The organism is Burkholderia arboris, from assembly GCF_038723655.1.
Lineage (GTDB): Bacteria > Pseudomonadota > Gammaproteobacteria > Burkholderiales > Burkholderiaceae > Burkholderia > Burkholderia arboris.
Genome location: NZ_CP109821.1, coordinates 3,536,282 through 3,558,912, shown reverse-complemented (window position 1 = coordinate 3,558,912; position 22,631 = coordinate 3,536,282). Strand labels below are relative to the sequence as shown.

The following is a 22,631-nucleotide window of genomic DNA, read 5'->3' as shown; positions in this document are numbered from 1 at the left end:
CGGGTTGCCCCGGCAGGCCGGGCGGGCGGCATCTGTCGATCGGCCGACTGGTCGGGGACGTGGCGAGCGGACAAATTGGCGTGGTGCAGCGGGCGCAGCCGCAGCGGAGGCGGGGCTGGCGATGCGTGCCCGATGCACGACGCAGGGTTGGGCGACCCGGACGTGTGTTTTCGTACCGGTCAAATTGACAAGGAAATCCGGCGATTCGTATCGTCTGGCTATACACATTCGGGCCATGCTGTCGACATCGCGCTCGAGTGTGGGAGGCCCATGATCAAGTACATGGGTACACAAGGGACTGGAAGCGTTTTTCGTCACCGGGAGCCAGGCGGGCATTCGGCCCGATCACGCGCCCAGGCTGCGGCGCATGCTGGCGCGTCTCGATGCCGCCGGCATGCCGCACGACATGAACGTGCCCGGCTGGCGTTTTCACGGTCTCGCGGGCGGGTTGGACGGATATGACGCAGTCGGCGTCAACGGCAACTGGCGGCTGACATTCCGGTTCGAGGGCCCCGACGTCGTTCTGGTCGATTACCAGGACTGCCACTGAGGTGATTCAAGCCATGACCCGCATCTTCAATCCGCCCCATCCGGGCGAAACGCTGCGCGACGACGTGCTGCCGGCGCTTGGCCTGACTGTCACCGAGGCCGCATCGCAGCTCGGCGTGACACGCGCCGCGCTGTCGCGGATCCTGCACGGCCATGCCGGCATTTCGCCGGAAATGGCGCTGCGCCTCGAAGCGTGGCTCGGCGAGGAAAACGGGGGACGGGCCGATCTGTGGCTCGCGCAGCAGTCGGCCCACGATCTGTGGCGGGCGCGCGCGAAAGGCGCGCCGAAGGTGGCGAGAGCGCAGGCGCGCACCTGACGGCGCACCTGCGAACGTCTCGCGGCAGGGTCAGTACAGGCTCGGCTCGCCGGGCGGGCGCGTCTTGAAGCGCTTGTGAACCCAGTAGTACTGCTCGGGTATCAGCGGGATCTGTTCCTCGAGGAATGCGTTCATCCGCCGCGCGTCGAGATCGTCGTCGCCGGTCGGGTAGTTATCCCACGGCTTGAATACCTTCAGACGGTAGCCCTTGTAGTTCGGCAGCACCTCGCCGATGAACGGCACGACCTGCGCGTGGCCCGTCTTGGCGAACCGGCCGACGGCCGTCAGCGTGCAGGCCGGCACGCCGAAGAAGGGCACGAACGTCGAGTTGCGCAACCCGTAGTCCATGTCGGCGCCGAGCATCACCGGCTTGCGGTCGCGCAGCCAGCGCAGCACGGTACGCGCGTTGTCGGCCCGGCTCGCGAGTTCCGCGCCGAAACGGCTGCGGCCGGCTTTGGCGGCGGCTTCGATTTCCGGGCTCTTCATCGGCGTGTAGAGCGAGCCGCACGGCCGGTCGAGCGCGAGATTGATCGCCATCGAACCGGCCTCGATGCCGACGAAATGGAAACCGAGCAGCAGCGTCGGCGGCATGTCCGGATCGGTGAGGTCGATCTCGCTCTCGACCGTAAACAGCTTGCGATAGGCCGCTTCCGACGCGAACCACTGGTAGCTGCGTTCGACGTAGCTGCGGATCGCATGGCGGAAATGTTTCCCCGCCACTTCCTCGCGCCGCGCGTCGCTCCAGTCCGGGAAGCAGAGTTTCAGATTGGTGTGTACGATGCGTTTTCGCCGGCTGGGGATCTGGTACAGCAGCCAGCCGAGACCATCGCCGAACCGTGCGGTCAGGCCGTACGGCAGCAGGGCGAGCAGTTTCAGCAAGCCGATGGCGAGGTGCGTGGCTAGACGACCTAGCATGCGAAACCTCCATGGGACCGGCTGGCCGGCATGTCGAGAACAGGGTGGTAAAACAGCGGAAGATGCAGCACGGGCGGCGCTCTGTGACAATTCAGGAAAGCCGCTATAATACGGGCTTCGCCGAGTTAACTGACAACTTGCGGGGCGAAGCCGGTTGGTGCCACACGCACTGCCCGGTCCTGGTATTCCGCTAAAGCGTCGCCGCTTCAGGCCCAACGAAGCTGGCTACGTGAAACCACCCGTAACCACACAGGAGCCTGAAAAAGTGGCAAACGATTATCTCTTCACGTCCGAATCCGTCTCCGAAGGCCATCCGGACAAAGTCGCGGACCAAATCTCGGACGCGATTCTCGACGCCATCCTCGAGCAGGACAAATATTCCCGCGTTGCGGCCGAAACGCTGTGCAACACGGGTCTCGTCGTTCTGGCCGGTGAAATCACCACGACGGCCAACATCGATTACATCCAGATCGCGCGCGACACCATCAAGCGCATCGGCTACGACAACACCGACTACGGCATCGACTACAAGGGCTGCGCGGTGCTCGTCGCGTACGACAAGCAGTCGCCGGACATCGCGCAGGGGGTCGATCGTGCACACGACGACAACCTCGACCAGGGCGCGGGCGACCAGGGCCTGATGTTCGGCTATGCGTGCGACGAAACGCCGGAACTGATGCCGCTGCCGATCTACCTGTCGCACCGCCTCGTCGAGCGCCAGGCCAGCCTGCGCCGCGACGGCCGCCTGCAATGGCTGCGTCCGGACGCGAAATCGCAGGTGACGGTCCGCTACGTCGACGGCAAGCCCGATTCGATCGACACCGTCGTGCTGTCGACGCAGCACGCACCGGACATCGAACTGCCGGCGCTGCGCGAAGCCGTGATCGAGGAAATCATCAAGCCGACGCTGCCGGCCGACCTGATCAAGGGCGACATCAAGTTCCTCGTGAACCCGACCGGCCGGTTCGTGATCGGCGGCCCGCAGGGCGATTGCGGCCTGACCGGCCGCAAGATCATCGTCGACACGTACGGCGGCGCCGCACCGCACGGCGGCGGCGCGTTCTCGGGCAAGGATCCGTCGAAGGTCGACCGTTCGGCTGCGTACGCAGGCCGCTACGTCGCGAAGAACATCGTCGCCGCCGGCCTCGCGTCGCGCGCGCTGATCCAGGTGTCGTACGCGATCGGCGTCGCCGAGCCGACCTCGGTGATGGTCAACACGTTCGGCACGGGCCGCGTGTCGGACGCGGTGATCACGAAGCTCGTGCGCGAGCATTTCGACCTGCGTCCGAAGGGCATCATCAAGATGCTCGACCTGCTGCGTCCGATCTACGAGAAGACCGCCGCCTACGGCCACTTCGGCCGCGAAGAGCCGGAATTCTCGTGGGAAGCGACCGACAAGGCGCTCGCCCTGGCCGAAGCGGCCGGCGTCGAGCCGACGGCACGCGTCGCGTAAGCGTCGTTCGCGCCAAATGAAAAACCCCGGCTAGCCGGGGTTTTTTTATGGGTTTCGATTGCCGGCGCAGCGGCGGCGATCGTCGCGGGCCGGGCCCGCCGATGCGCGTTCAGCGTGCGCCGAACCCGAACCAGCCGTTGCTGGCGGCAAGCCGGCGCGGGCGGTTGACGCGGCGCTGCGGGCCGAGCGTGCGCCGCAGCGCGAGCGCGCGCAGCGACGACGGCTTCTGCAGCAGCGAGCGCAGGCCGGCGCGGCGTGCGAACGCCTGCGCGCTCATCATCGAGAAAAACGCGTGGAACCACGCACGGATACCGTCCAGCCGGCTGTGTGCGTGCGTACGCTCGGCCAGTGCCTGCGTGCGGGCGCGGTGATGGCGCAGCGAGCGGGCAGGGGCCGACGGCACGACGCGCTTCGCAGCGCGGCTGAGACGGGAAGTCAGACGGAATGGCATGTGAACGATGCTTCGCTTGTATGGATGGCGCCCTTGAGAGCGCACTGGTATGAACGGCCTCGGATGGCGCAACGGATCTTACCGAAACTCGTTGCGCGCCGCGCCCGCCAGATTTGACAGGCCGCGACAGGCTACAGGGGATTCATGACGGGCAAAAGTCGCGATAAACCCTTGTGCCACAAGGCGTGTGCCGCATACCGCCTGTCGGTGAGGCAGGTGCCGCGACGCACAGTTCCCTTGAGCCGGATCAAATCCGCGATTGGCATGCCCCTGCGCACGACAATGGTGCTGTTCGCGGCATCCGGCGCCGATTTACAATCGTCACATTCACACAATAAACGTCTGGCATCCCATGTCGTCTCCATTGCAGTCGGAATCGATCCGCGCGCAAGTCGCGGAATTGCGCGAGCGCGGCTTTGTCGTCGCGCGTGGCCTGGTCGGCGAGCAGCAGTGCGCGGCGCTCAGGCAGATCGCGGAGCGCCAGTTGCGGGAGGCTGCCGAGCCGATCGAATTCGAGGCGGACCTGCGCTACCCGGGCGCACCCGAGTCGAAGCATGCGCCGGGCGGGCACACGGTGCGGCGGCTGCTCGATGCGTACTCGCGCGATCCGGCGTTCGCCGAACGCGCGATCGCGCCCGAAATCGGCGCGTGGATGCACGAGTATTTCGGTGAAGAGCCCGTGCTGTCGCGCGCGCATCACAACTGCATGATGACGAAGCACCCCGCCTACGGCAGCCTGACCGGCTGGCATCGCGATTTTCGCTACTGGTCGTTCGCGCGTCCCGACATGGTGTCGGTGTGGCTCGCGCTCGGGCCGGAAACGAACGAGAACGGCGCTTTGTGGCTCGTGCCGGGTTCGCATACGGCCGAATTCGGGCCGGAAGCATTCGACGACGCGAAGTTCTTCCGCGGCGACCTGCCGGAGAACCGCAAGATGATCGACGCGGCCACGTGCCCGTCGCTGCAGACGGGCGACGTCGTGTTCTTCCACAGCAACACGCTGCATTCGGCTGGGCAGAACCGCTCCGACCAGGTGAAGTTCTCGCTCGTGTACACGTATCACGGCGCGAGCAACCGGCCGGTGCCCGGCACGCGCTCGGCGTCGAAGCCGGAAGTGCAGTTCTAGGTTCGGATCGGGCGGCGCGGTGACGCCGCGAGGCTCGGGCGATGCGGCGCATCGTCGGCGAATGAAGCAACGGGCGGCCTGGCCGCCCGTTTCGTTTGGTGCGGCCCGCGCGCGTGACGCGGGCCGTGCGTGCGTCGCGCGAAGGCGCGATCAGCGCTTGCCGCCCGGCATCGCGAGGCCGATCAGGCCGACGAACGACGCGACGGCGCCGCCGACGATCAGCAGGATCGTCTTCGTCGCGGGCGAACCGGTGAAGAAGCGCGACACGTTGTCGTTGATCGAATGGAACGACTGGCCGCCGAAGTACAGCAGCACGACGCCGCCGACGAGCAGTGCAACCGAGATGACCCGGGACATACCAACCTCGCTGAAACGGTGATTCGAGACGCCGCAGTGTAGGCGACGACCGCGGTTGCGTCCATCGCCGTGCGCGCATCGGTCGCCTTCGTTACCATAGCCGTCGTGCGTTTTCTTCGCCGCCGCCGCGTGATCCGCGCGGCCGGTGCGCGCCCCTCCCTCCGACGTCCCGACGGGAAATACTCATGGCCTACGAAGCAGCTTCCGAACGTTATGCCGACATGCAATACCGCACCTGCGGCAAATCCGGGCTCAAACTGCCCGCCCTGTCGCTCGGCCTGTGGCACAACTTCGGCGACTCGACGCCGATCTCGACGCAGCGCGAGATCCTGCGCACCGCGTTCGACCTCGGCATCAACCACTTCGACCTCGCGAACAACTACGGGCCGCCGTACGGCAGCGCCGAAACCAACTTCGGCCGGCTGCTGAAGGAAGATTTCCGGCCGTATCGCGACGAGCTGCTGATCTCGTCGAAGGCCGGCTGGGACATGTGGCCGGGGCCGTACGGCAGCGGCGGCGGGTCGCGCAAGTACGTGCTCGCGAGCCTCGACCAGAGCCTGCAGCGGATGGGGCTCGACTACGTCGACATCTTCTACTCGCACCGCTTCGATGCGCACACGCCGCTCGAGGAAACGGCGGGCGCGCTCGCATCGGCCGTGCAGCAGGGCAAGGCGCTCTACATCGGCATCTCGTCGTATTCGGCCGCGAAGACGCGCGAGATGGCCGAGCTGCTCGCGCAGTACCGCGTGCCGCTGCTGATCCACCAGCCGTCGTACAACATGCTGAACCGCTGGATCGAGAGCGAGCTGCTCGGCACGCTCGACGACGTCGGCGCGGGCAGCATTGCGTTCACGCCGCTCGCGCAGGGCCTGCTCACGTCGAAGTACCTGAACGGCGTGCCGGCCGATGCGCGCGTGAACAAGCCGGGCGGCGGCTCGCTGAAGCAGGATCACCTGAGCACGGACAACCTCGAGCACGTGCGCAAGCTCAACGCGATCGCCGAACGGCGCGGGCAGAGCCTCGCGCAGATGGCGCTGGCGTGGGTGCTGCGCAATGGCCGCGTGACGTCCGCGCTGATCGGCGCAAGCCGCGCGGAGCAGGTGCGCGAAAACGTCGGCGCGCTGAAGAACCTCGAATTCTCGGCGGAGGAACTCGCGGAGATCGATCGTTACGCGACCGAAGGCGGCATCAATCTGTGGGAAAAGCCGTCCACCGATCAGGCGATCTGATCGATAGTCGATACGGCATGCGAAACAACATCGCGTGCCGTATCACGGGCTTGCGCGCAACACATCGCATCGCTGCGGTGCAGCGATGCGCGCGATACGCGGGCAGTCGCGCTAGATCAGCGCAGGCAGGCCTTCAACGAGCAGCACCGCGACGCCGACGCCAAGGATGACGCCGAGCACGCGTAGCAGGTTGTGACGGAATTCGGTTGCGCACGGTACCGCGCCGAGAAATAGCGCTCCGGCCAGCGCCATCGGAATCAACAGGATGAAGTCGCCGATCGTGAAATAGGTCGTCATGCGTGTCTCCAGGTGTTGACCGGAGTCGGCGCGCCCGCGCCGACTCCGGCCCCATGCCGGGTGTTTCTAGTGTTGGTCCGACCCGTTTGCGAGCGGGGCGGTCAATTCGAGTATAGGCAACCGGCGGCGCTTTTCGCTATCCGAACCATTAAAAATCAGCGGAAAGCCGCGGGAATCGCGCATTTTTCCCGCAAGTTAGACGAACGCCTTGCGCGCATCTTTCCCGTTCCTTTCGATTTGCGCGGAAGGGTCGCATGTGTCGATGCCGGGCGCCGCACCCGCAGGCGCGGCGGCCCGTCTGCTTATGCGCGTCCGGGTTGCGCGCGGGCGGCCGACACGCGGAACACGAGCGCGAGTCCCGCGATGATCGCGCCCATGCCGGCAAGCGCGAGCGGCTCCGGCCGGTTGCCGAGCCACACGGCATCCATCAGCGTGGTGACGACGGGCACGAGATAGAACAGGCTCGTCACGTTGACGAGATCGCCGCGCTGCATCAAGCGGTAGAACAGCAACTGCGCGATCACCGAAATCACGATGCCGAGCCACAGCAGCGGCACGACGAACGCCCAACTGGTCTCGAACGACACCGGCCGGAACGGCACGATCGCCACGCACAGCGCGAGGCCGATCGCATTCTGCAGCGGCAGCACGTCCGCGGGCGCCGCGCGTACGCGCTTTTGCAGCAGCGAGCCGGCAGTCAGCGCGACGAGTGCGGTGAGCGCACACGCGATGCCGGCCGCCGACAGGCCGCCCGCACCGCCGCTCGCGCCACGGCACACGACGAGCGCGAGCCCGGCCAGCGACAGCGCAAGCCCCGCGACGCGCATGGGCTGCCAGCGCCGCTCGACGATTGCGAGCGTGAGGATCGGCTGCACGCCGAGGATCGTTGCGAGCACGCCGGGCGCGATGCCGCGCTCGAGTGCGAGCAGGTAGAAGATCGAGTAGCCGCCCATCATCAGCAGGCCGGTCAGCGCGGCCATGCGCCGCTCGCCGCGCGGCGGCAGCCAGCGTTTGCGCATCACGGCCAGCGCGAGCAGCACGAGCGACGCGAGTGCGAAACGTGCGGTGAGAAAGGCGAACGCGGACGCGTGACGCAGACCGAGTTCAGAGAAGATCGCGCCGCTGCTCCACAGCAGCACGAAGAGCGACGTTGCGCCATGCGCGGCAAGCGCGCGTTTGAACGAAATCATGTGAATCCACCTGTCGAACGGATCGGAGCGTTCCATCCGCACGCGCAGCGACACGCCGTGCGTCACGACGCACGAACGGCAGCCAACGGGGGCGAATGAAAGACGAAACGGATGCCGGCTGGTCAGCCGGCGCGTGCCGCCGGAGGCGGCGGCGCGGCGCAGACGAGCGGCGGTGCGACAGGAGGAGGAAGGACCGACGGATGCGCGCACGCCTGCGGCCGCGAGTCGAACTGCGGCCGGGATTTTGCGAGGGCGGACGTGAGCGGATGCATCGTGTCGGAATGCGGTTGAACGCGAATGAAAGCAAAAGGTACCGCAAGGCAGGGATCGAGCGCAACAACTGTCGGCCGCTTTGCATCGCGTGCGACGTGTTGCAGCGATGCCGGCGGCGCGGGCGCGCCGATCGCTGCGCGCGCAAGCGTTCGATCCAGGGGGCAGGCGAGGCGCGTGACCGGGTTTCGGCGGCGGCCCTGTCAGACGAAATCGCCGGGCGACCGGACACCGGACCCGCGATGCGTGCGTTGCGTCGATCGCGCGGGCGAGACGGTGCCGGGCGGTTTCGGCGGGCAGTCACATTCGACAGGGTATGATGGGGGTAACCGGGTGGGCAAGTACGTGCCCGGTGCAGTGGTTGATTGGAGACATTCGACGAATTCGCGGCGCTTCGCCTGCTTCTTCTTCTTTTCGCGCTTCGATAAACCGTGAACAATGGGATTACGCGCAACGCTCCGTCGAGGGCGGCGCGGATCGCGCATTTGCCGGCTCGCCAGCGGGCCGGGTTTCAAGATTCAAGAGTGGGGAACCATCATGCATGTCGGGTCGATTGTCTGCACTACCCATATCGCGGTGCCGAAGGGCGCGCGCGGCATCGTCCAGCGCATCCTGGGCGACATGGCCATGGTGACCTGGTACGCGGGCGTGCCGGGTGAGTCGAAAGAACTCAACACCGAGCCGTTCTTTCTCGAGGACCTGATCGACACCGGCGAATCCGTGCTGCCGGCCGGCGCGGCGCTTCACTGAGCGTACGCGCGGTGCCGGATGCTCGTCTTTCGGCTCCGCTGACGGCACAATGCGGGGCATGAAAGACGTCACTTCCGCTCCCGCTTCTCCCGCCGGCCCGCCGTTCGCCGGCCTCACGCCCGAGTGCGTACTCGATGCGCTCGACAGCGTGCTGATGCCGGCCGGCCTGCGCACCGACGGGCGCCTGCTCGCCCTCAACAGCTACGAAAACCGCGTCTACCAGGCCGGTATCGAAGACGGCCCGCCGGTCGTCGCGAAGTTCTATCGCCCGGCGCGCTGGTCGGACGACGCGATTCTCGAAGAGCATGCGTTCGTCGCCGAACTCGCCGCGCGCGAGATCCCGGCGGTGCCCGCGCGCGCGTTCGACGGCCGCACGCTGCACGCGTTCGACGGCTTCCGCTTCTCGATCTTCGAGCGGCGCGGCGGACGTGCCCCCGATCTCGACCGCAGCGACACGCTCGAATGGCTCGGCCGCTTCATCGGCCGGATCCATGCGGTCGGCGCGACCGAGCCGTATGCCGCGCGTCCCGTGCTCGACCTCAACACGTTCGGCTACGAGCCGCGCGACTTCCTGCTCGCGCACGATTTCATTCCGGATGACGTACGGCCGGCCTACGAGACGGCGGCCGCGCTCGCGCTCGAAGGCGTCGAGGCCGCATTCGAGCGCGCGGGCGACATCCGCCTGCTGCGCACGCACGGCGACTGTCATCCGAGCAACGTGCTGTGGACCGATGCAGGCCCGCATTTCGTCGACTTCGACGACAGCCGGATGGCGCCGGCGATCCAGGATCTGTGGCTGCTGCTGCCGGGCGATCGCGAAGGGGCGTCGCGCGCGCTGGCGGACCTGCTCGCCGGCTACGAGGATTTCTGCGAATTCGAGCCGCGCGAGCTGCATCTGGTCGAAGCGCTGCGCACGCTGCGGCTGATCCACTACGCGGCATGGCTCGCGCGGCGTTGGGACGACCCCGCGTTTCCGGCCGCCTTCCCGTGGTTCAACACGCATCGTTACTGGGAAGCGCGCGTGCTCGAGTTGCGCGAGCAGATCGGCGCGATGCAGGAAGGGCCGCTCTGGCCCGTGTGACGGCATGCGCGGCAGCCACGCCGCGCGGCAGGCTTGCAAGGGCCGCGGCGCGATGCGCGCGGCCCGTCGGGTGCGGCTACCTCAGAACTTCAGCATCAGCTTGATCAGCGCGGCGAAGCGCTTGCCGTACGGCGGCGCGAGCAGGTTGCGCGCGTTCAGGCGCGCCTGCGTGAGCACGGGCTTCATCTTCGAGAACGTCACGAAGCCGTCGTAGCCGTGGTACGCGCCCATGCCGCTCGCACCGACACCGCCGAACGGCAAGCTGCCGCACGCGATGTGCATCAGCGTTTCGTTGATCGATACGCCGCCCGAGATCGTTTCGCGCATGACGCGGTCGACCGTGCCGCTGTCCTCGTCGAACAGGTACAGCGCGAGCGGACGCGGGCGCGCATTGACGTACGCGATCGCTTCGTCGAGCCGCTCGTACGGCACGAGCGGCAGCAGCGGCCCGAAGATTTCCTCCTGCATCAGTTGCGATGCGGCCGGCACCTGCGTGACCGCGCACGGCACGAAGCGGCGCGACGCGGGATCCGACTGCGCGTCGGACAGCGGATGCAGTTGCGCGCCGGCCGCCTGCGCATCGCTCGCGAGTTGCTGCAGCCGCGCGTAGTGACGCGGCGACACGATCGTCGTGTAGTCGCCGTTTGCAGACAGGTCCGGATACATCTTCGCGAAGCGTGCCCGCGCGCGCTCGATGAAGGCGGCTTCCATCCCGCGCGGCAGCAGCACGTAGTCGGGCGCGATGCAGGTCTGGCCGGCGTTCAGCGTCTTGCCGGCGACGATGGCATCGACGGCCGCGTCGAAGCGCGCATTCGGGCCGACGATCGCCGGCGACTTGCCGCCGAGCTCGAGCGTGACGGGCGTGAGGTTGTCGGCGGCCGCACGCATCACGTGGCGGCCGACGTGCGTCGAGCCGGTGAACAGCAGATGATCGAACGGCAGCCCGCTGAATGCAGCGCCGACTTCCGCATCGCCGTTCACGACCGCGACGTGGTCGCGCGTGAAGGTCTTGCCGATGAGCTGCTCGAACAGCGCCGACGTGCGCGGCGTCAGTTCGGACATCTTGATGATCGCGCGGTTGCCGGCCGCGAGCGCGCAGATCAGCGGGCCGGCCGCGAGCAGTATCGGGTAGTTCCACGGCACGACGATGCCGACCACGCCGAGCGGCTGCGGAATCACCTTCGCGCGCGCCGGTCGCAGCCACTTGTTCATCGGCTTGCGGATCGGCTTCATCCAGCGCTTGCCGTGCTTCAGCGCGTCGTCGATCTCTTCCTTCGCCATCCAGATTTCCGACAGCAGCACTTCCTGCTTCGCGCGATGGCCGAAATCGGCGCTGATCGCTTCGGCGAGCGCATCCGAGTGGTCGATCAGCATCGTGCGCAGCGCGCGCAGGTGCTGCACGCGGGTCTCCCACGCAGGGTACGGCGCGCGCAGATACGCCGCGCGCTGGTCGTGCAGCAGCGACGTCAGCGCATCGACCGACGGCGGTGCTTGCGGGGCCAGTTCGGGCAGGTCGTTCTTCATGTCGTCTCCTCCAGTTGGGCCTGGCTGGTCGGCCGGCCGTCACGCCGCACGCGCACGCTCGGCGAGCGCGGCGACGCGGATCGGGTGATGCGGGTCGCGCGGCGCGGGGCCGGATGCGACGTGTGCTCGAAAACCGGTTGCCGCGCGCGGCAGGCGTCGCATCCGCGCGACGGTGCCCGCGTCCGAAGGTCGTGCCGCACGGCATGGGCGCACGCCTTCATGCGACGACGACCGGGCGCGCGACACGGTTGCGCGATCGCGCGCCGGTGCACCGAAGCAGGGCGGCGCGACGGGTTCGCCAATCCGTGCCGCAGCGCGTCGAGCCGCTGCGGCGACCGACCGTCCAAACGGTCGGCGACAAGGCGTGCCGTTCGATTTCGATCGACTGCGCGCATGATGCCGAGCATCGCCGGGCACGCAGCCGTTTGAAATGAAATGCGGGCCGCGCGCATGGCATCCGGATTACCCGGTCGGCACGCGGCCTGCAGAACCTGGCGCTGCATCGTCGTCGGTCCCGTTTCGCGACGGATCGGCTTCTCGCGGCCGACGCATCGTGCGAAGCGAATCGATACATCTTAAATTTAGTTCACGCGGGCGTTTAGAGGAATCGCTCTTGAATCCGCGCGCCGCGTGCGCGGCGGCCATTCCTACAATGCCCGAACATTACAAGAGGGGACGCGGTCGCGCGGCGGTGCCGGGCGCCTTCCATGACACGACGGAGACGTGACATGCAATACGACTATATCATCGTCGGCGGCGGTTCGGGCGGGTCGAGCCTGGCAGGCCGTCTCGCCGATGCCTGCCCCGATGCGACGATCGCGCTGATCGAGGCCGGCTCGCATACGGAGCGCAACCTGCTGGTCAACATGCCGGTCGGCATCGCGGCGCTGGTGCCGTACAAGCTCGGCACGAACTACGGCTACGAGACGGTGCCGCAGCCGGGCCTCGGCGGGCGGCGCGGCTACCAGCCGCGCGGGCGCGGGATGGGCGGCTCGAGTGCGATCAACGCGATGATCTACACGCGCGGCCACCCGGGCGACTACGACGAGTGGGCGCAGCTCGGCGCGACGGGCTGGGGCTGGCAGGACGTGCTGCCGTATTTCCGCCGCGCGGAAGGCAACCAACGCGGCGCCGACGCGTGGCACGGCGCGGACGGTCCGCTGTCGGTGTCGGATCTGCGCTTTCGCAATCCGTTCTCCGAACGATTCATCCAGGCCGCGCACGCAGCCGGCTATCCGCTGAACGACGACTTCAACGGCGCGACGCAGGAAGGCGTCGGCTTCTATCAGGTCACGCACCGCGACGGGTCGCGCTGCAGCGTGGCGCGCGCATACATCTACGGCCGCAACCGTCCGAACCTGCACGTGATCACCGACGCGACGGTGCTGCGCGTCGGCTTCGACGGCAAGCGCGCGGTCGGCGTCGCGGTATCGCGCAACGGCCGCGTCGAGACGCTCGGCGCGCGCGCGGAAGTGATCCTGTCGGCCGGCGCGTTCAATTCGCCGCAACTGCTGATGTGTTCGGGGATCGGCCCGGCGGAACAACTGCGCCGGCACGGGATCGCGGTCGTGCAGGATGCGCCGGACGTCGGCACGAACCTGATCGACCACATCGACTTCATCATCAACACGCGCGTGAATTCGTCGGAGCTGGTCGGCGTGTGCCTGCGCGGAATCGCGAAGATGACGCCCGCGCTCGCGCGCTATTTCTCGAGCCGCACGGGGATGATGACGAGCAACGTCGCGGAGGCCGGCGGCTTCATCAAGAGCGATCCGTCGCTCGAGCGTCCCGACCTGCAACTGCACTTTTGCACGGCGCTCGTCGACGACCACAACCGCAAGATGCACTGGGGGTTCGGCTACTCGCTGCACGTGTGCGCGCTGCGGCCGTTCAGCCGCGGCACGGTCGCGCTCGCGACCGGCGATGCGCGCGACGCGCCGCTGATCGATCCGCGCTTCTTCAGCGATTCACGCGATCTCGACCTGCTCGTGCGCGGCACGCAGGCGATGCGCCGGATCCTGTCGCAGGCGCCGCTCGCGTCGCAGGGCGGGCGCGAGCTGTACACGCGGGCGGACCAGAGCGAAGCAGAGCTGCGCGCGACGATCGTCGCGCATGCCGACACGATCTATCACCCGGTCGGCACCTGCCGGATGGGCTCGGATGCGCGTGCGGTCGTGGATCCGCAACTGCGCGTGCGCGGCGTCGAAGGGCTGCGCGTGGTGGATGCGTCGGTGATGCCGACGCTGGTTGGCGGAAACACGAATGCGCCGTCGGTGATGATCGGCGAGCGCGCGGCGGATTTCATCGTCGCGGCGCGCAAGGGCGGTGTGCCGCGCGGCGAGGCGGCTGCCGCGGTGCACGGCCGCTGAACGCGGCGCGCGCACGGCAGCGGCCATGCTCAGGCAAACGTATCGACGAGGCCGGCGCGGCTCACGCTCGCGGCGGCCGGTGCGGATTGCGCAGCGTCGGCCGGTGCATCGACGGCTGACGATCCGCCGTTCCCGCGCCGCGACGACTGGCCGCCGGCGAAGGTCTGCTGCGGGTTCTGCTGCTGCGAAGCGAAACCGCCGTCGCTGACGGTCGCGCTGCCGAGCCCGAGCCCGCCCGCTTCCATCGCTTCGCGCAGCTTCGGCAGCGCGGCTTCGACCGCGTCGCGCACCTGCGCGTGCTGTGACACGAACAGCGCGTGCGCGTGGTTGTCCGCGACGCGCAGCACGACCTGCAGCGGCCCGAGATCGGGCGGATTGAGCGTCAGCTCGGCGCTCTGCTGGTGTGCATTCGACAGGAACACGACCTTCTGGCTCAGCGCGTCCGTCCAGTCGGCGGTGCCGACGTGCGGGGCGAGCACGTGCGCGTTGGCGGCGGCGATCGCACCGGCGGCCGGCGACAGCTGCAGGTTCGCCTGCGCCGCGGCGGCGGCCGTCGCGCCGGCCGCGAGCGTCGCGCTGGCGGCCGGATCCGTCGCATTGCTGGCTGCCGCGAGTGCGTGCTGCGTACCCGACTGGGCGGTCGCGTCGGCCTGCAGCGCCTGCGCGGTGGCCTGCGTCGGCGTCTGCTGGGAGGCGAGCGCGCCTTTCGCATCGGCGAGCGTACGGTCGAACGTCGGCACCTTCGGCGTCAGCGGCGCGGCGGCGGCGGCGGTCGATGCGGTTGCTGCCGGCGCCGAGGTCGGGGCAGCGGCGGACGTACCGGTCGCCGGCATCGCGATCGCGCCAGCGCCACCCGTCAGCTTGGCGAGTGCGGCTTGCAACGCGTCGCGGCTCGACGCCGGGCCGGTGGGCTCGGCGGCCGCATCCTTGGCCGCCTGGCCAGTCAGCGTCGCCGTGGCATCGGGCTGGCCGGACACGGCCGTCTTTTGCGCCGCGGCCGCAACAGCGGCAGCGGGGGCGCCGGCAGGCGTCGCGTTGTCCGTGCGCGCCTGCAGCTGCGCCTGCACGGCGGCAGCGGCGGCGAGTGCGGCGGCGTCGGGATTGGTCGTCGCGTTCGCGTCGTCGGTCGACTTGTCGTCGTCCGTGCCGGACGGCTTCGTGCCGGCGGCCGGTTTCGACGCAGCCTGCGTCGTCGATGCATCGGGCGTAGCGGGATTCGACGCGTCGCGACGCGTGACGACGCTTTGCTTCAGCGTCTGCGCGAACGGCACGGCGGCCGTGGTCGCCGGCGCATCGTTGCCGGCGGCGGACGAACCCGAGCCGCGGGCGGCCTTGAGTGCGGCGCCGGCGGTGTCGATCAGCGCGCCGAGCAGGGGCAGGGGTGGCATGACGGTTCTCTCGTTCGAATGCGGTGGTCGGTTACGACGAGCGGGCCGCGTCGGCCCGCATGCGCAGGATCTTCGCGGCGTGTTCGTCGGCATCGCGCTGTTCGCGCCGGGCCTCGCGCGTCGCTTCCTGCGCGACGCCGCGCGCCTGCAGGATTTCGTACGAGCCGACGGTGCGCTTCTTCTGCTGCCAGTTCGGGCGGGCTTCGTCGATGCGGACCTCCGCCGCGGCGAGCACGTTGCGCTGCTGTGTGATCGCGGCGTCGAGCGTGTCGATGAACGCCTGGAAATTACGCCAGTTGCCGGCCGGCATCCCGCCTTGTGCGGATTGCGCGAAGCGGGCGTGATATTCGTCGCGGTAGTGCAGCAGCGCGTCGAGCTGTTCGGCCGCGGCGGTGCGGTCGCGCTGCGCGGTGCCGAGCTGCTTCGTGGCCGAGTCGAGGTCTTCCTGCGCACGGTCGAGCAGCAACTGAAGGGGAAAGCCGTGTGCCATCGGGATCAGCCTCCGTAAGCGTCGAACAGCGCATCGAGCGCGGTCAGGCTCGGTGCGAACGGCGCGCATTCGCGGAAGCCCTGCTGCAGGAAGGCCTCGATGCGCGGGTAGAGCGCGATCGCGCGGTCGAGCTGCGCGTCGCGGCCGGGGGCGTACGCGCCGACCGCGATCAGGTCGCGGTTGCGCTGGTAGCGTGACAGCATCTGCTTGAACTGCCGCACGTGGTCGAGATGCGTTTCGTCGATCAGCGCGGTCATCGCGCGACTGATCGATGCCTCGATGTCGATCGCCGGGTAGTGGCCGGCCTCGGCGAGCGAGCGCGACAGCACGATGTGGCCGTCGAGGATCGCGCGCGCCGAATCGGCGATCGGGTCCTGCTGGTCGTCGCCTTCGGTCAGCACCGTGTAGAACGCGGTGATCGAGCCGCCGCCTTCGGGCCCGTTGCCGGTGCGCTCGACGAGCGCGGGCAGCTTCGCGAACACCGACGGCGGATAGCCTTTCGTCGCGGGCGGCTCGCCGATCGCCAGCGCGATCTCGCGCTGCGCCATCGCATAGCGCGTCAGCGAATCCATCAGCAGCAGCACATGCTTGCCCTGGTCGCGGAAATACTCGGCGAGCGACGTCGCGTAGGCGGCGCCCTGCATCCGCAGCAGCGGCGACACGTCGGCCGGCGCCGCGACGACGACCGAGCGCGCGAGGCCGTCCTCGCCGAGGATCTGTTCGATGAATTCCTTCACTTCGCGGCCGCGTTCGCCGATCAGCCCGATCACGATCACTTCCGCGCTCGTATAGCGCGCCATCGTGCCGAGCAGCACCGACTTGCCGACGCCGGAGCCCGCGAACAGGCCCATCCGCTGCCCGCGGCCGACGGTGAGCAGCGCGTTGATCGCGCGCACGCCGACATCGAGCACGTGGTGGATCGGTTCGCGCTCGAGCGGATTGATCGACGGCGCCGACAGCGGTGCATCGACCCTGGATGCCAGCGGGCCGAGGCCGTCGAGCGGGCGGCCCGACGCGTCGACGACGCGCCCGAGCATCTCCCAGCCGACCGGCAGCCGCTTCGCGCCCGCGAGCGGATCGGTGATGGGCGCGCTTTCGAGCGGCCACACGCGCGCACCGGGCAGCACGCCCGCGACATCGGTGGTCGGCATCAGGAACAGGCGGTCGCCGGCGAAGCCGACGACTTCGGCTTCCGCATGCGGCAGCGTGCTGCCGGGCGGCAGTTCGATCGTGCATTCGGCACCGACCGACAGGCGCAGCCCGATCGCCTCGAGCACGAGGCCGGCTGCGCGCGTGAGGCGCCCGCACGGCCGCAGCGGCAGCGCGCGGTGGCTGCGCGCGGCGAGCCCGTTCAGGTGCGAACGCCAGTGCGCGAGATGGGGGTTGTGCGGTGCGCGCGGCGTGGCGCCGGCGGTATCGGCGGCCGCAACCGCAGCGTGCGGCGTGGCGTCGTGTGCGGCGTCGTGCGCGGCAGCCGGCCCGAACGACGCGAGCGCGAGTTCACGTTCGAGCGGCGTCATGCCGTCGTGCGCCAGCGCCTCGGGCGGCCGCGTCACCACGTGCTCACCTTGCCGATCGCGGCGGCGACGCGCTGCCAGCGCGTGGACAGCGTCGCATCGACCTCGCCGGTCGCGGCGTGCGCGCGGCAGCCGCCGCGCTCGATCGACGCATCGGTGCGCACGTTCCAGCCGAGCGTATCGAGATCGTCCTGCAGATAGGCTTCGACGACGGGCAGGTCGGCCGGATTCACCGCGAGATGCGGTGCGCCGGACAGTGCGGGCTCGGCCGCGAGCACGTCGCGCACGGCCGCGACCAGCGCGGCCGGGTCATGCTTCACGTGCTGGCGCACGACCTGCTGTGCGATGTCGAGCGCGAGTTGCGCGATGTCGGACGCGAGATCGTGTTCGACGGTCGATACGGCTTCGCGGAACGACGCGGCGAGCGCCGCGAGCTGCGCAGCCTGTTCGCGCGCGTCGGCCTGGCCGGCCTCGAAACCCTGTTCGCGGCCCTGCTCGAAACCGGCCTGGTAGCCGAGCGCCTGGCCTTCGACGTGGCCGGCCGCATGGCCTTCGGCGTGCGCGGCATCGCGCACGCGCTGCAGTTCCTCGGCGAGCGCGGCGGCAGCGGCCGCCGCGTCGTCGGGCGGCGGCGGGGGCGGCGGCGGGTCGAACGACGCCATCTCCCACCGCTGGTATGCGGTGAGGGTGCCCACGCGATCGCTCGCCGAATCAGACATACGCGTCTTCCGCCTTGCCGCCGATCGCGATCTGGCCGCTCTCGGCGAGGTTGCGCACGATCTGCAGGATGCGGCGCTGCTGCGTCTCGACTTCGGACACGCGCACCGGGCCGCGCGCGTCGAGATCCTCGGCGAGCAGTTCGGCCGCGCGTTGCGACATGTTCGCGAGGAACTTCTGGCGCAGCGCGGGCGGCGCGCCCTTCAGCGCGATGATCAGCGTTTCCGACTCGACTTCCTTGAGCACCATCTGGATCGCGCGATCCTCGAGGTCGAGCAGGTTCTCGAACACGAACATCTGGTCGACGATCTTCTGCGCGAGATCGGCGTCGTACTGGCGCACGCTTTCGAGCACGCCTTCCTCGTGCACGCTCGTCATGAAGTTCAGGATCTCGGCCGCGGTGCGGATGCCGCCCATCGGGCTGCGCTTCAGGTTGTCGCTGCCGGACAGCAGGCCCGTCAGCACGTCGTCGAGTTCGCGCAGCGCGGCCGGCTGGATGCCGTCGAGCGTCGCGATCCGCAGCATCACGTCGTTACGCAGCCGTTCGGTGAAGCACGAGGCGATTTCCGACGCCTGGTCGCGGTCGAGGTGCACGAGGATCGTCGCGATGATCTGCGGATGCTCGTTCTTGATCAGCTCGGCCACGGCGCCCGAGTCCATCCACTTCAGGCCCTCGATGCCGCTCGTGTCGCTGCCCTGCAGGATGCGGTCGATCAGCACGCCGGCCTTGTCCTCGCCGAGCGCCTTCGTCAGCACCGAGCGGATGTAGTCGCTCGAATCGAGCGACAGCGCGGTGTGCTGCTCGGCTTCCTTCGCGAACTCCTGCAGCACGTCCTCGACCTGCTCGCGCGTGACGTTCTTCAACGCGGCCATCGCGGCGCCGATCTTCTGGACCTCGCGCGGCGCGAGGAACTTGAATACCTGCGCGGCTTCTTCCTCGCCGATCGACATCAGCAGCAGCGCGCTCTTGGTCAAGCCTTCAGCGTTCATCGGACACCCAGTTCTTCACGACGGTAGCGACGATCTTCGGATCCTGGCGGGCGATCGTGCGTGCGTAGTCGAGGTTGCGTTCGTAGCGGTTCTTCTCGGTTTCGAAGCCGAGCAGCATCGGGTCGGGCTCCTCCGTCCTGACCGGCGCGGGCAGGCCGTCGAGCGCGACCGGATCTTCCGGCGCCGCGAGCGCCGGCGCGGCCGGCTCGGGCGGCGGGAACGCGCGGCGCATCGCCGGGCGCACGAACATGAAGTAGAGCGCTGCCGCGGCTGCCGCGATGCCGAGCCACTTCGCGGCTTCCTTCGCCATCGCGATCATGTCGGGCTGGCGCCACCACGGCAGGTCGGCGTACGGGTCGCTCACGGTCGAGAACGCGCTGTTCACGACGTTCACCGAGTCGCCGCGCTTCTCGTCGTAGCCCATCGCGTCCTTCACGAGCTGTTCGACCTGCGCGAGCTTGGCGGGCGGCAGCGGCTGCATCGTCACGTGGCCCTTCGCGTCGGCGACCGGCTGGTAGTTGACGACGACCGCGACCGACAGCCGCTTCACGCTGCCCATCGGCTGTTCGAGGTGGCGGATCGTCTTGTCGACTTCGTAGTTGGTCGTCTGGTCCTTGCGGTCGCTGACCGGCGTCGTCTGCGGCCCGTTCTGGCCGTTGCCGGCGACGACCGGCGCGGACGCCGGCTGCGGCGGCGTGTTCGACAGCGCGCCCGGCACGCCCGACGCGCCGCCCTGCGCGAGTTCGGTCGCGCTGCTGGTCTGCTGGCTGCGGATCGCGGATTGCTGCGGATTGCCGTTCGGGCCGTAGCTTTCCGAGGTCTGCTCGATCTTCGAGAAATCGAGGTCCGCGCTGACCTGCGAGCGTGCGTTGCCGGTGCCGAAGATCGGCGCGAGGATCGCGTCGATGCGCTTTTGCGTGTTGTGCTCGACCTGCTGCACATATTTGAGCTGGCTCGCGTCGAGGCCGGAGGCGGACGCGGTCTGGGTCAGCAGGTTGCCGTCCTGGTCGACGATCGTCACGTTCTTCGCGGGCATGTCGGGCACGCCGGACGACACCATCCGCGTGATCGCCTGGACCTGGCCCTCGTCGAGCACGCGGCCCGGATAGAGGTCGACGAACACCGACGCGCTCGGCGCTTCCTTGTCGCGCACGAAGACCGACGGCTTCGGGATCGCGAGATGCACGCGCGCGCCGCGCACGGCATTGATCGATTCGATGGTGCGCTGCAGCTCGCCTTCGAGCGCACGCTGGTAATTGATCTGCTCGGCGAACTGGCTGATGCCGAATTTCTGGTTGTCCATCAGCTCGAAGCCGACCGAGCCGCCCTTCGGCAGCCCCATCGCGGCGAGCTTCAGGCGCGTTTCATGCACCTGGTTCGACGGCACGAGGATCGCGCCGCCAGCATCGGCGAACTTGTAGGGAACGTTTGCCTGCTGGAGCGCGGCAATGATCGCGCCGCCGTCGCGGTCCGACAGGTTGCTGTACAGCACGCGGTAGTCGGGCGCCCGGCTCCACAGCACGAGGGCGGTGATCGCGGCGATCGCGAGCGCGACGGCGATCACGAACGGCAGCTTCGGGTTGCCCTTCATCCGCGAGATGCCGGGAATGCGTTCCGCGAAGCCGCCCAGCCCGAAGTCTGCGCCTGCGCCACCCGCGCCCGGCAACGCGGCGGCCGCGGCGGCGCCGGGCGCCGGGCTGGCGAGGCCCGCGCGGGCGTCTGGGTTGATCAGCGAGTTGGCCTGCGAATCCATGCGTCGAGTTTCTCCGGAGCGGGACGACTGAGCTCGCTCGGACGAGCGGGCGGACAATGACACGATGCGATTATCGTGATTCGGGCCGTACTCCGATCGACCGAAAAGAGCGGGGTTTCCCCCGTACTTTCTCGGCTTTGACGCGCGGCGCGCTGCTATCCTTTTTCGCGATCCGGCATGGTGCGCGTGGTGCGGCGCCGGCGGATCGCCCGGCCCGTCCGGGTCTCTTCTCTAAGTCTGGGGACAGCATGACTGCGAACGTCAGCGGAATCGGTTCGGTGTTGCAACAGATGCAGTCGATGGCCGCGCAGGCGTCCGGCGGCGTCGCGAGCCCGACGGCAGCGCTTGCCGGTTCGGGCGCGGCGACGGCCGGCACGTTCGCGAGCGCGATGAAGGCGTCGCTCGACAAGATCAGCGGCGACCAGCAGCACGCGCTCGGCGAGGCGAAGGCGTTCGAAGTCGGCGCGCCGAACGTGTCGCTGAACGACGTGATGGTCGACATGCAGAAAGCCAACATCGGCTTCCAGTTCGGGCTTCAGGTCCGCAACAAGCTAGTGAGCGCTTACAACGACATCATGCAGATGTCGGTGTGACGCGACGGGCATCCGGGGAAGGCTATCCGGCGGCGGTTCATAGGGGCGGTCGACCGCCTCCCGGACAGGGGCGGCAGGCCGGTATCGCTTGCCCGGCGGCACGCGCCGCGCACCTAAAGCTTTTCAATTCCCTTCCGATAACTCCGGTGTGAAGGCCGCGTCGTGCGATGCACGGCGGCGGCTCCCGTATAGCCAAGGCATAACAAGGAGATGCGCATGTTTTCCCCAGGACACGCTGGAGCCAATGCATACGCGCGTGTCGGCGTCGAGACGGGGGTGATGGGCGCCTCCCCGCACCGGCTGATCGCGATGCTGTACCAGGGCGCGCGGCAGGCGATTGCGCTGGCCCGCATGCATTTGCAGCAGGACAACGTGTCCGGGCGCGGCGAAGCGATCGGCAAGGCGATCCGGATCGTCGAGAGCGGGCTGCAGGCATCGCTGAACCGCGACGCGGGCGGCGAGATCGCGGACCGGCTCGATGCGCTGTATGCGTATATCGGCCGGCGTCTGCTGGAAGCGAACGCGCAGGCGAACGACGCGATGCTGGTCGAGGTCGACGGGCTGCTCGCCACGCTCGAGGAAGCATGGACGGGCATCGCCCCGGAAGTCGCGCGGATGGCCGCGCAACAGGCAGTGGAAGCGTCACGATGAATCGCAAGGCCGAATACTTCGCACGTTACGAGGCGCTCGCCGCCGTGTCGGGCCGCATGCTGTGCGCCGCGCGCGGCGCGGACTGGAGCGCGTTGCCGGGGTTGCAGGCCGAATTCATGCAGCTCGTCGACGGGCTCAAGGAGGCCGATCCGGGCGTCGCACTCGACGAATCGGATCTCGGCCGCAAGCTCGACCTGATCCGCCGCATCCTGGCCGACGACGCCGCGATCCGCGATCTCGCGAGCCCGGACGTCGCGCGGCTGTCCGCGCTGTTCGAGGCACGGCGTTCGACCAAGGTATTGACCGATCTCTACCGCGCGCGCGGGTAGGGCCGTTTTCCGGGGAGACGGGCGCGACGCGGCCCGGGCCCGTTGCCGCACGCGGCGCGCACTGTTCCCGCGGGCGGCACCGGCGTGCCGCGCCCGGATTCGCAACGATGGGTCGGGTCTGTTTGCAGATGGAGCGCACATGCGAATGCCCGAAACCGCTCGCAGGGCAAGGAGTGATGAGCGCCGTTTGGCCGAGCCGAACAAGGGACGAACGACGCCGCCATGCGGGCGATTTCGGGCATTCCCGTGGAATGATTTCCTGATTTGGGGTTGCCACGAGAACGGCCGCTCGCCACGTTGCGCTCCTGGCGAATACGCCGGTAGT

Annotated in this window: 24 protein-coding genes; 11 read left to right on the top strand and 13 right to left on the bottom strand. The window is 68.5% G+C overall.

The features are described 5' to 3' along the window. Window positions 1-298: 298 nt before the first annotated feature. Entirely contained in the window at window positions 299-550 is a 252-nt protein-coding gene (locus OHZ10_RS16695; protein WP_342704414.1) for a type II toxin-antitoxin system RelE/ParE family toxin, read from the top strand. A gap of 13 nt (window positions 551-563) precedes the next feature. Then, complete coding sequence (locus tag OHZ10_RS16690) at window positions 564-866, top strand: HigA family addiction module antitoxin (protein WP_059232932.1); 303 nt, start codon at window positions 564-566, stop codon at window positions 864-866. Between the two features lie 30 nt (window positions 867-896). On the opposite strand, the gene OHZ10_RS16685 is transcribed toward OHZ10_RS16690, so the two are convergent. Continuing rightward, window positions 897-1,781 carry a lipid A biosynthesis lauroyl acyltransferase gene (locus OHZ10_RS16685; RefSeq protein WP_059232933.1) on the bottom strand — a complete coding sequence of 295 codons (885 nt, stop codon included), beginning with the start codon at window positions 1,779-1,781 and terminating at the stop codon, window positions 897-899. Between the two features lie 265 nt (window positions 1,782-2,046). Here OHZ10_RS16685 and metK point away from each other — a divergent pair, with 265 nt between their 5' ends. Next, on the top strand, window positions 2,047-3,234 hold the full coding sequence (gene metK, locus OHZ10_RS16680; RefSeq protein WP_006482984.1) for a methionine adenosyltransferase: 1,188 nt from the start codon (window positions 2,047-2,049) through the stop codon (window positions 3,232-3,234). A 109-nt stretch (window positions 3,235-3,343) separates the two neighbouring features. Here the strand turns inward: metK and OHZ10_RS16675 are convergent, their stop codons facing one another. Next, entirely contained in the window at window positions 3,344-3,685 is a 342-nt protein-coding gene (locus OHZ10_RS16675; RefSeq protein WP_059232934.1) for a hypothetical protein, read from the bottom strand. Between the two features lie 352 nt (window positions 3,686-4,037). Here OHZ10_RS16675 and OHZ10_RS16670 point away from each other — a divergent pair, with 352 nt between their 5' ends. Further along, window positions 4,038-4,811, top strand: coding sequence for a phytanoyl-CoA dioxygenase family protein (locus OHZ10_RS16670; RefSeq protein WP_342703221.1), 774 nt, complete (start codon window positions 4,038-4,040; stop codon window positions 4,809-4,811). A 150-nt stretch (window positions 4,812-4,961) separates the two neighbouring features. Here the strand turns inward: OHZ10_RS16670 and OHZ10_RS16665 are convergent, their stop codons facing one another. Next, the gene (locus tag OHZ10_RS16665; RefSeq protein WP_006477510.1) at window positions 4,962-5,168 is read right to left on the bottom strand and encodes a DUF3185 family protein; all 207 of its coding nucleotides are present in this window, start codon (window positions 5,166-5,168) and stop codon (window positions 4,962-4,964) included. Window positions 5,169-5,353: 185 nt separating this feature from the next. Between OHZ10_RS16665 and mgrA the strand changes: the two genes are divergently transcribed. Further along, window positions 5,354-6,397, top strand: coding sequence for an L-glyceraldehyde 3-phosphate reductase (mgrA, locus tag OHZ10_RS16660; protein WP_059232936.1), 1,044 nt, complete (start codon window positions 5,354-5,356; stop codon window positions 6,395-6,397). A 111-nt stretch (window positions 6,398-6,508) separates the two neighbouring features. Here mgrA and OHZ10_RS16655 read toward each other — a convergent pair whose 3' ends face one another. Together OHZ10_RS16655 and OHZ10_RS16650 are read right to left on the bottom strand one after the other, a co-directional pair. Next, window positions 6,509-6,694, bottom strand: coding sequence for a hypothetical protein (locus OHZ10_RS16655; RefSeq protein WP_011353526.1), 186 nt, complete (start codon window positions 6,692-6,694; stop codon window positions 6,509-6,511). Between the two features lie 302 nt (window positions 6,695-6,996). Continuing rightward, the gene (locus OHZ10_RS16650) at window positions 6,997-7,884 is read right to left on the bottom strand and encodes a DMT family transporter (RefSeq protein WP_059236578.1); all 888 of its coding nucleotides are present in this window, start codon (window positions 7,882-7,884) and stop codon (window positions 6,997-6,999) included. An 807-nt stretch (window positions 7,885-8,691) separates the two neighbouring features. Here OHZ10_RS16650 and OHZ10_RS16645 point away from each other — a divergent pair. Together OHZ10_RS16645 and OHZ10_RS16640 are read left to right on the top strand one after the other, a co-directional pair. Next, window positions 8,692-8,904: a hypothetical protein gene (locus OHZ10_RS16645; protein WP_004198969.1), complete on the top strand. Its 213-nt coding sequence runs from the start codon at window positions 8,692-8,694 to the stop codon at window positions 8,902-8,904. Between the two features lie 58 nt (window positions 8,905-8,962). Next, window positions 8,963-9,985, top strand: a complete 1,023-nt coding sequence (locus tag OHZ10_RS16640) for a serine/threonine protein kinase (protein ID WP_404823620.1) — start codon at window positions 8,963-8,965, stop codon at window positions 9,983-9,985. Window positions 9,986-10,066: 81 nt separating this feature from the next. Here the strand turns inward: OHZ10_RS16640 and OHZ10_RS16635 are convergent, their stop codons facing one another. Next, complete coding sequence (locus OHZ10_RS16635) at window positions 10,067-11,509, bottom strand: coniferyl aldehyde dehydrogenase (protein ID WP_059232938.1); 1,443 nt, start codon at window positions 11,507-11,509, stop codon at window positions 10,067-10,069. Then, on the bottom strand, window positions 11,506-12,012 hold the full coding sequence (locus tag OHZ10_RS16630) for a hypothetical protein (RefSeq protein ID WP_155627107.1): 507 nt from the start codon (window positions 12,010-12,012) through the stop codon (window positions 11,506-11,508). Before OHZ10_RS16630 ends, OHZ10_RS16635 begins: the two co-directional genes overlap by 4 nt. Before the next feature lie 225 nt (window positions 12,013-12,237). Between OHZ10_RS16630 and OHZ10_RS16625 the strand changes: the two genes are divergently transcribed. Then, window positions 12,238-13,878 (top strand): GMC family oxidoreductase, encoded by a 1,641-nt coding sequence (locus OHZ10_RS16625; RefSeq protein ID WP_059232939.1) that lies wholly within the window; start codon window positions 12,238-12,240, stop codon window positions 13,876-13,878. Window positions 13,879-13,907: 29 nt separating this feature from the next. Here OHZ10_RS16625 and OHZ10_RS16620 read toward each other — a convergent pair whose 3' ends face one another. Genes OHZ10_RS16620 through fliF form a run of 6 tightly spaced genes read right to left on the bottom strand, consistent with a single transcriptional unit; the run spans window position 13,908 to window position 20,733 of the window. After that, the gene (locus OHZ10_RS16620; protein ID WP_174994155.1) at window positions 13,908-15,266 is read right to left on the bottom strand and encodes a flagellar hook-length control protein FliK; all 1,359 of its coding nucleotides are present in this window, start codon (window positions 15,264-15,266) and stop codon (window positions 13,908-13,910) included. A gap of 31 nt (window positions 15,267-15,297) precedes the next feature. Next, the gene (gene fliJ, locus OHZ10_RS16615) at window positions 15,298-15,756 is read right to left on the bottom strand and encodes a flagellar export protein FliJ (protein ID WP_059232941.1); all 459 of its coding nucleotides are present in this window, start codon (window positions 15,754-15,756) and stop codon (window positions 15,298-15,300) included. Window positions 15,757-15,761: 5 nt separating this feature from the next. Continuing rightward, window positions 15,762-17,276 (bottom strand): flagellar protein export ATPase FliI, encoded by a 1,515-nt coding sequence (fliI, locus tag OHZ10_RS16610; RefSeq protein WP_264168540.1) that lies wholly within the window; start codon window positions 17,274-17,276, stop codon window positions 15,762-15,764. A 32-nt stretch (window positions 17,277-17,308) separates the two neighbouring features. After that, entirely contained in the window at window positions 17,309-17,992 is a 684-nt protein-coding gene (gene fliH / locus OHZ10_RS16605) for a flagellar assembly protein FliH (protein ID WP_059232943.1), read from the bottom strand. Then, complete coding sequence (gene fliG / locus OHZ10_RS16600) at window positions 17,985-18,980, bottom strand: flagellar motor switch protein FliG (protein WP_059232944.1); 996 nt, start codon at window positions 18,978-18,980, stop codon at window positions 17,985-17,987. The genes fliH and fliG overlap by 8 nt, the downstream gene beginning before the upstream one ends. Next, on the bottom strand, window positions 18,970-20,733 hold the full coding sequence (gene fliF, locus OHZ10_RS16595) for a flagellar basal-body MS-ring/collar protein FliF (protein WP_342703106.1): 1,764 nt from the start codon (window positions 20,731-20,733) through the stop codon (window positions 18,970-18,972). The genes fliG and fliF overlap by 11 nt, the downstream gene beginning before the upstream one ends. Before the next feature lie 248 nt (window positions 20,734-20,981). Here fliF and fliE point away from each other — a divergent pair, with 248 nt between their 5' ends. The 3 genes from fliE to OHZ10_RS16580 all read left to right on the top strand — a co-directional run bounded on the left by fliE (window position 20,982) and on the right by OHZ10_RS16580 (window position 22,306). After that, a complete protein-coding gene (gene fliE / locus OHZ10_RS16590) occupies window positions 20,982-21,326 on the top strand; it encodes a flagellar hook-basal body complex protein FliE (protein WP_059232946.1) in 345 nt (114 codons plus the stop codon). 216 nt (window positions 21,327-21,542) lie between these two features. Then, entirely contained in the window at window positions 21,543-21,977 is a 435-nt protein-coding gene (gene fliS, locus OHZ10_RS16585) for a flagellar export chaperone FliS (protein WP_342703103.1), read from the top strand. Next, window positions 21,974-22,306: a flagellar protein FliT gene (locus OHZ10_RS16580; RefSeq protein WP_048252007.1), complete on the top strand. Its 333-nt coding sequence runs from the start codon at window positions 21,974-21,976 to the stop codon at window positions 22,304-22,306. The genes fliS and OHZ10_RS16580 overlap by 4 nt, the downstream gene beginning before the upstream one ends. Window positions 22,307-22,631: the final 325 nt, after the last annotated feature.

Excerpts from the sequence above, each read along its gene's own strand:
- OHZ10_RS16625 (WP_059232939.1), top strand. The coding sequence starts at position 12,238 with ATGCAATACGACTATATCATCGTCGGCGGCGGTTCGGGCGGGTCGAGC.
- OHZ10_RS16665 (WP_006477510.1), bottom strand. The coding sequence starts at position 5,168 with ATGTCCCGGGTCATCTCGGTTGCACTGCTCGTCGGCGGCGTCGTGCTG.
- OHZ10_RS16645 (WP_004198969.1), top strand. The coding sequence starts at position 8,692 with ATGCATGTCGGGTCGATTGTCTGCACTACCCATATCGCGGTGCCGAAG.
- OHZ10_RS16650 (WP_059236578.1), bottom strand. The coding sequence starts at position 7,884 with ATGATTTCGTTCAAACGCGCGCTTGCCGCGCATGGCGCAACGTCGCTC.
- OHZ10_RS16635 (WP_059232938.1), bottom strand. The coding sequence starts at position 11,509 with ATGAAGAACGACCTGCCCGAACTGGCCCCGCAAGCACCGCCGTCGGTC.
- fliS (WP_342703103.1), top strand. The coding sequence starts at position 21,543 with ATGTTTTCCCCAGGACACGCTGGAGCCAATGCATACGCGCGTGTCGGC.
- OHZ10_RS16670 (WP_342703221.1), top strand. The coding sequence starts at position 4,038 with ATGTCGTCTCCATTGCAGTCGGAATCGATCCGCGCGCAAGTCGCGGAA.
- OHZ10_RS16675 (WP_059232934.1), bottom strand. The coding sequence starts at position 3,685 with ATGCCATTCCGTCTGACTTCCCGTCTCAGCCGCGCTGCGAAGCGCGTC.
- fliE (WP_059232946.1), top strand. The coding sequence starts at position 20,982 with ATGACTGCGAACGTCAGCGGAATCGGTTCGGTGTTGCAACAGATGCAG.
- fliJ (WP_059232941.1), bottom strand. The coding sequence starts at position 15,756 with ATGGCACACGGCTTTCCCCTTCAGTTGCTGCTCGACCGTGCGCAGGAA.
- OHZ10_RS16640 (WP_404823620.1), top strand. The coding sequence starts at position 8,963 with ATGAAAGACGTCACTTCCGCTCCCGCTTCTCCCGCCGGCCCGCCGTTC.
- OHZ10_RS16655 (WP_011353526.1), bottom strand. The coding sequence starts at position 6,694 with ATGACGACCTATTTCACGATCGGCGACTTCATCCTGTTGATTCCGATG.
- fliG (WP_059232944.1), bottom strand. The coding sequence starts at position 18,980 with ATGAACGCTGAAGGCTTGACCAAGAGCGCGCTGCTGCTGATGTCGATC.
- OHZ10_RS16690 (WP_059232932.1), top strand. The coding sequence starts at position 564 with ATGACCCGCATCTTCAATCCGCCCCATCCGGGCGAAACGCTGCGCGAC.
- OHZ10_RS16630 (WP_155627107.1), bottom strand. The coding sequence starts at position 12,012 with ATGCAGCGCCAGGTTCTGCAGGCCGCGTGCCGACCGGGTAATCCGGAT.
- OHZ10_RS16580 (WP_048252007.1), top strand. The coding sequence starts at position 21,974 with ATGAATCGCAAGGCCGAATACTTCGCACGTTACGAGGCGCTCGCCGCC.
- fliI (WP_264168540.1), bottom strand. The coding sequence starts at position 17,276 with ATGACGCCGCTCGAACGTGAACTCGCGCTCGCGTCGTTCGGGCCGGCT.
- OHZ10_RS16685 (WP_059232933.1), bottom strand. The coding sequence starts at position 1,781 with ATGCTAGGTCGTCTAGCCACGCACCTCGCCATCGGCTTGCTGAAACTG.
- fliH (WP_059232943.1), bottom strand. The coding sequence starts at position 17,992 with ATGTCTGATTCGGCGAGCGATCGCGTGGGCACCCTCACCGCATACCAG.
- fliF (WP_342703106.1), bottom strand. The coding sequence starts at position 20,733 with ATGGATTCGCAGGCCAACTCGCTGATCAACCCAGACGCCCGCGCGGGC.
- OHZ10_RS16620 (WP_174994155.1), bottom strand. The coding sequence starts at position 15,266 with ATGCCACCCCTGCCCCTGCTCGGCGCGCTGATCGACACCGCCGGCGCC.
- mgrA (WP_059232936.1), top strand. The coding sequence starts at position 5,354 with ATGGCCTACGAAGCAGCTTCCGAACGTTATGCCGACATGCAATACCGC.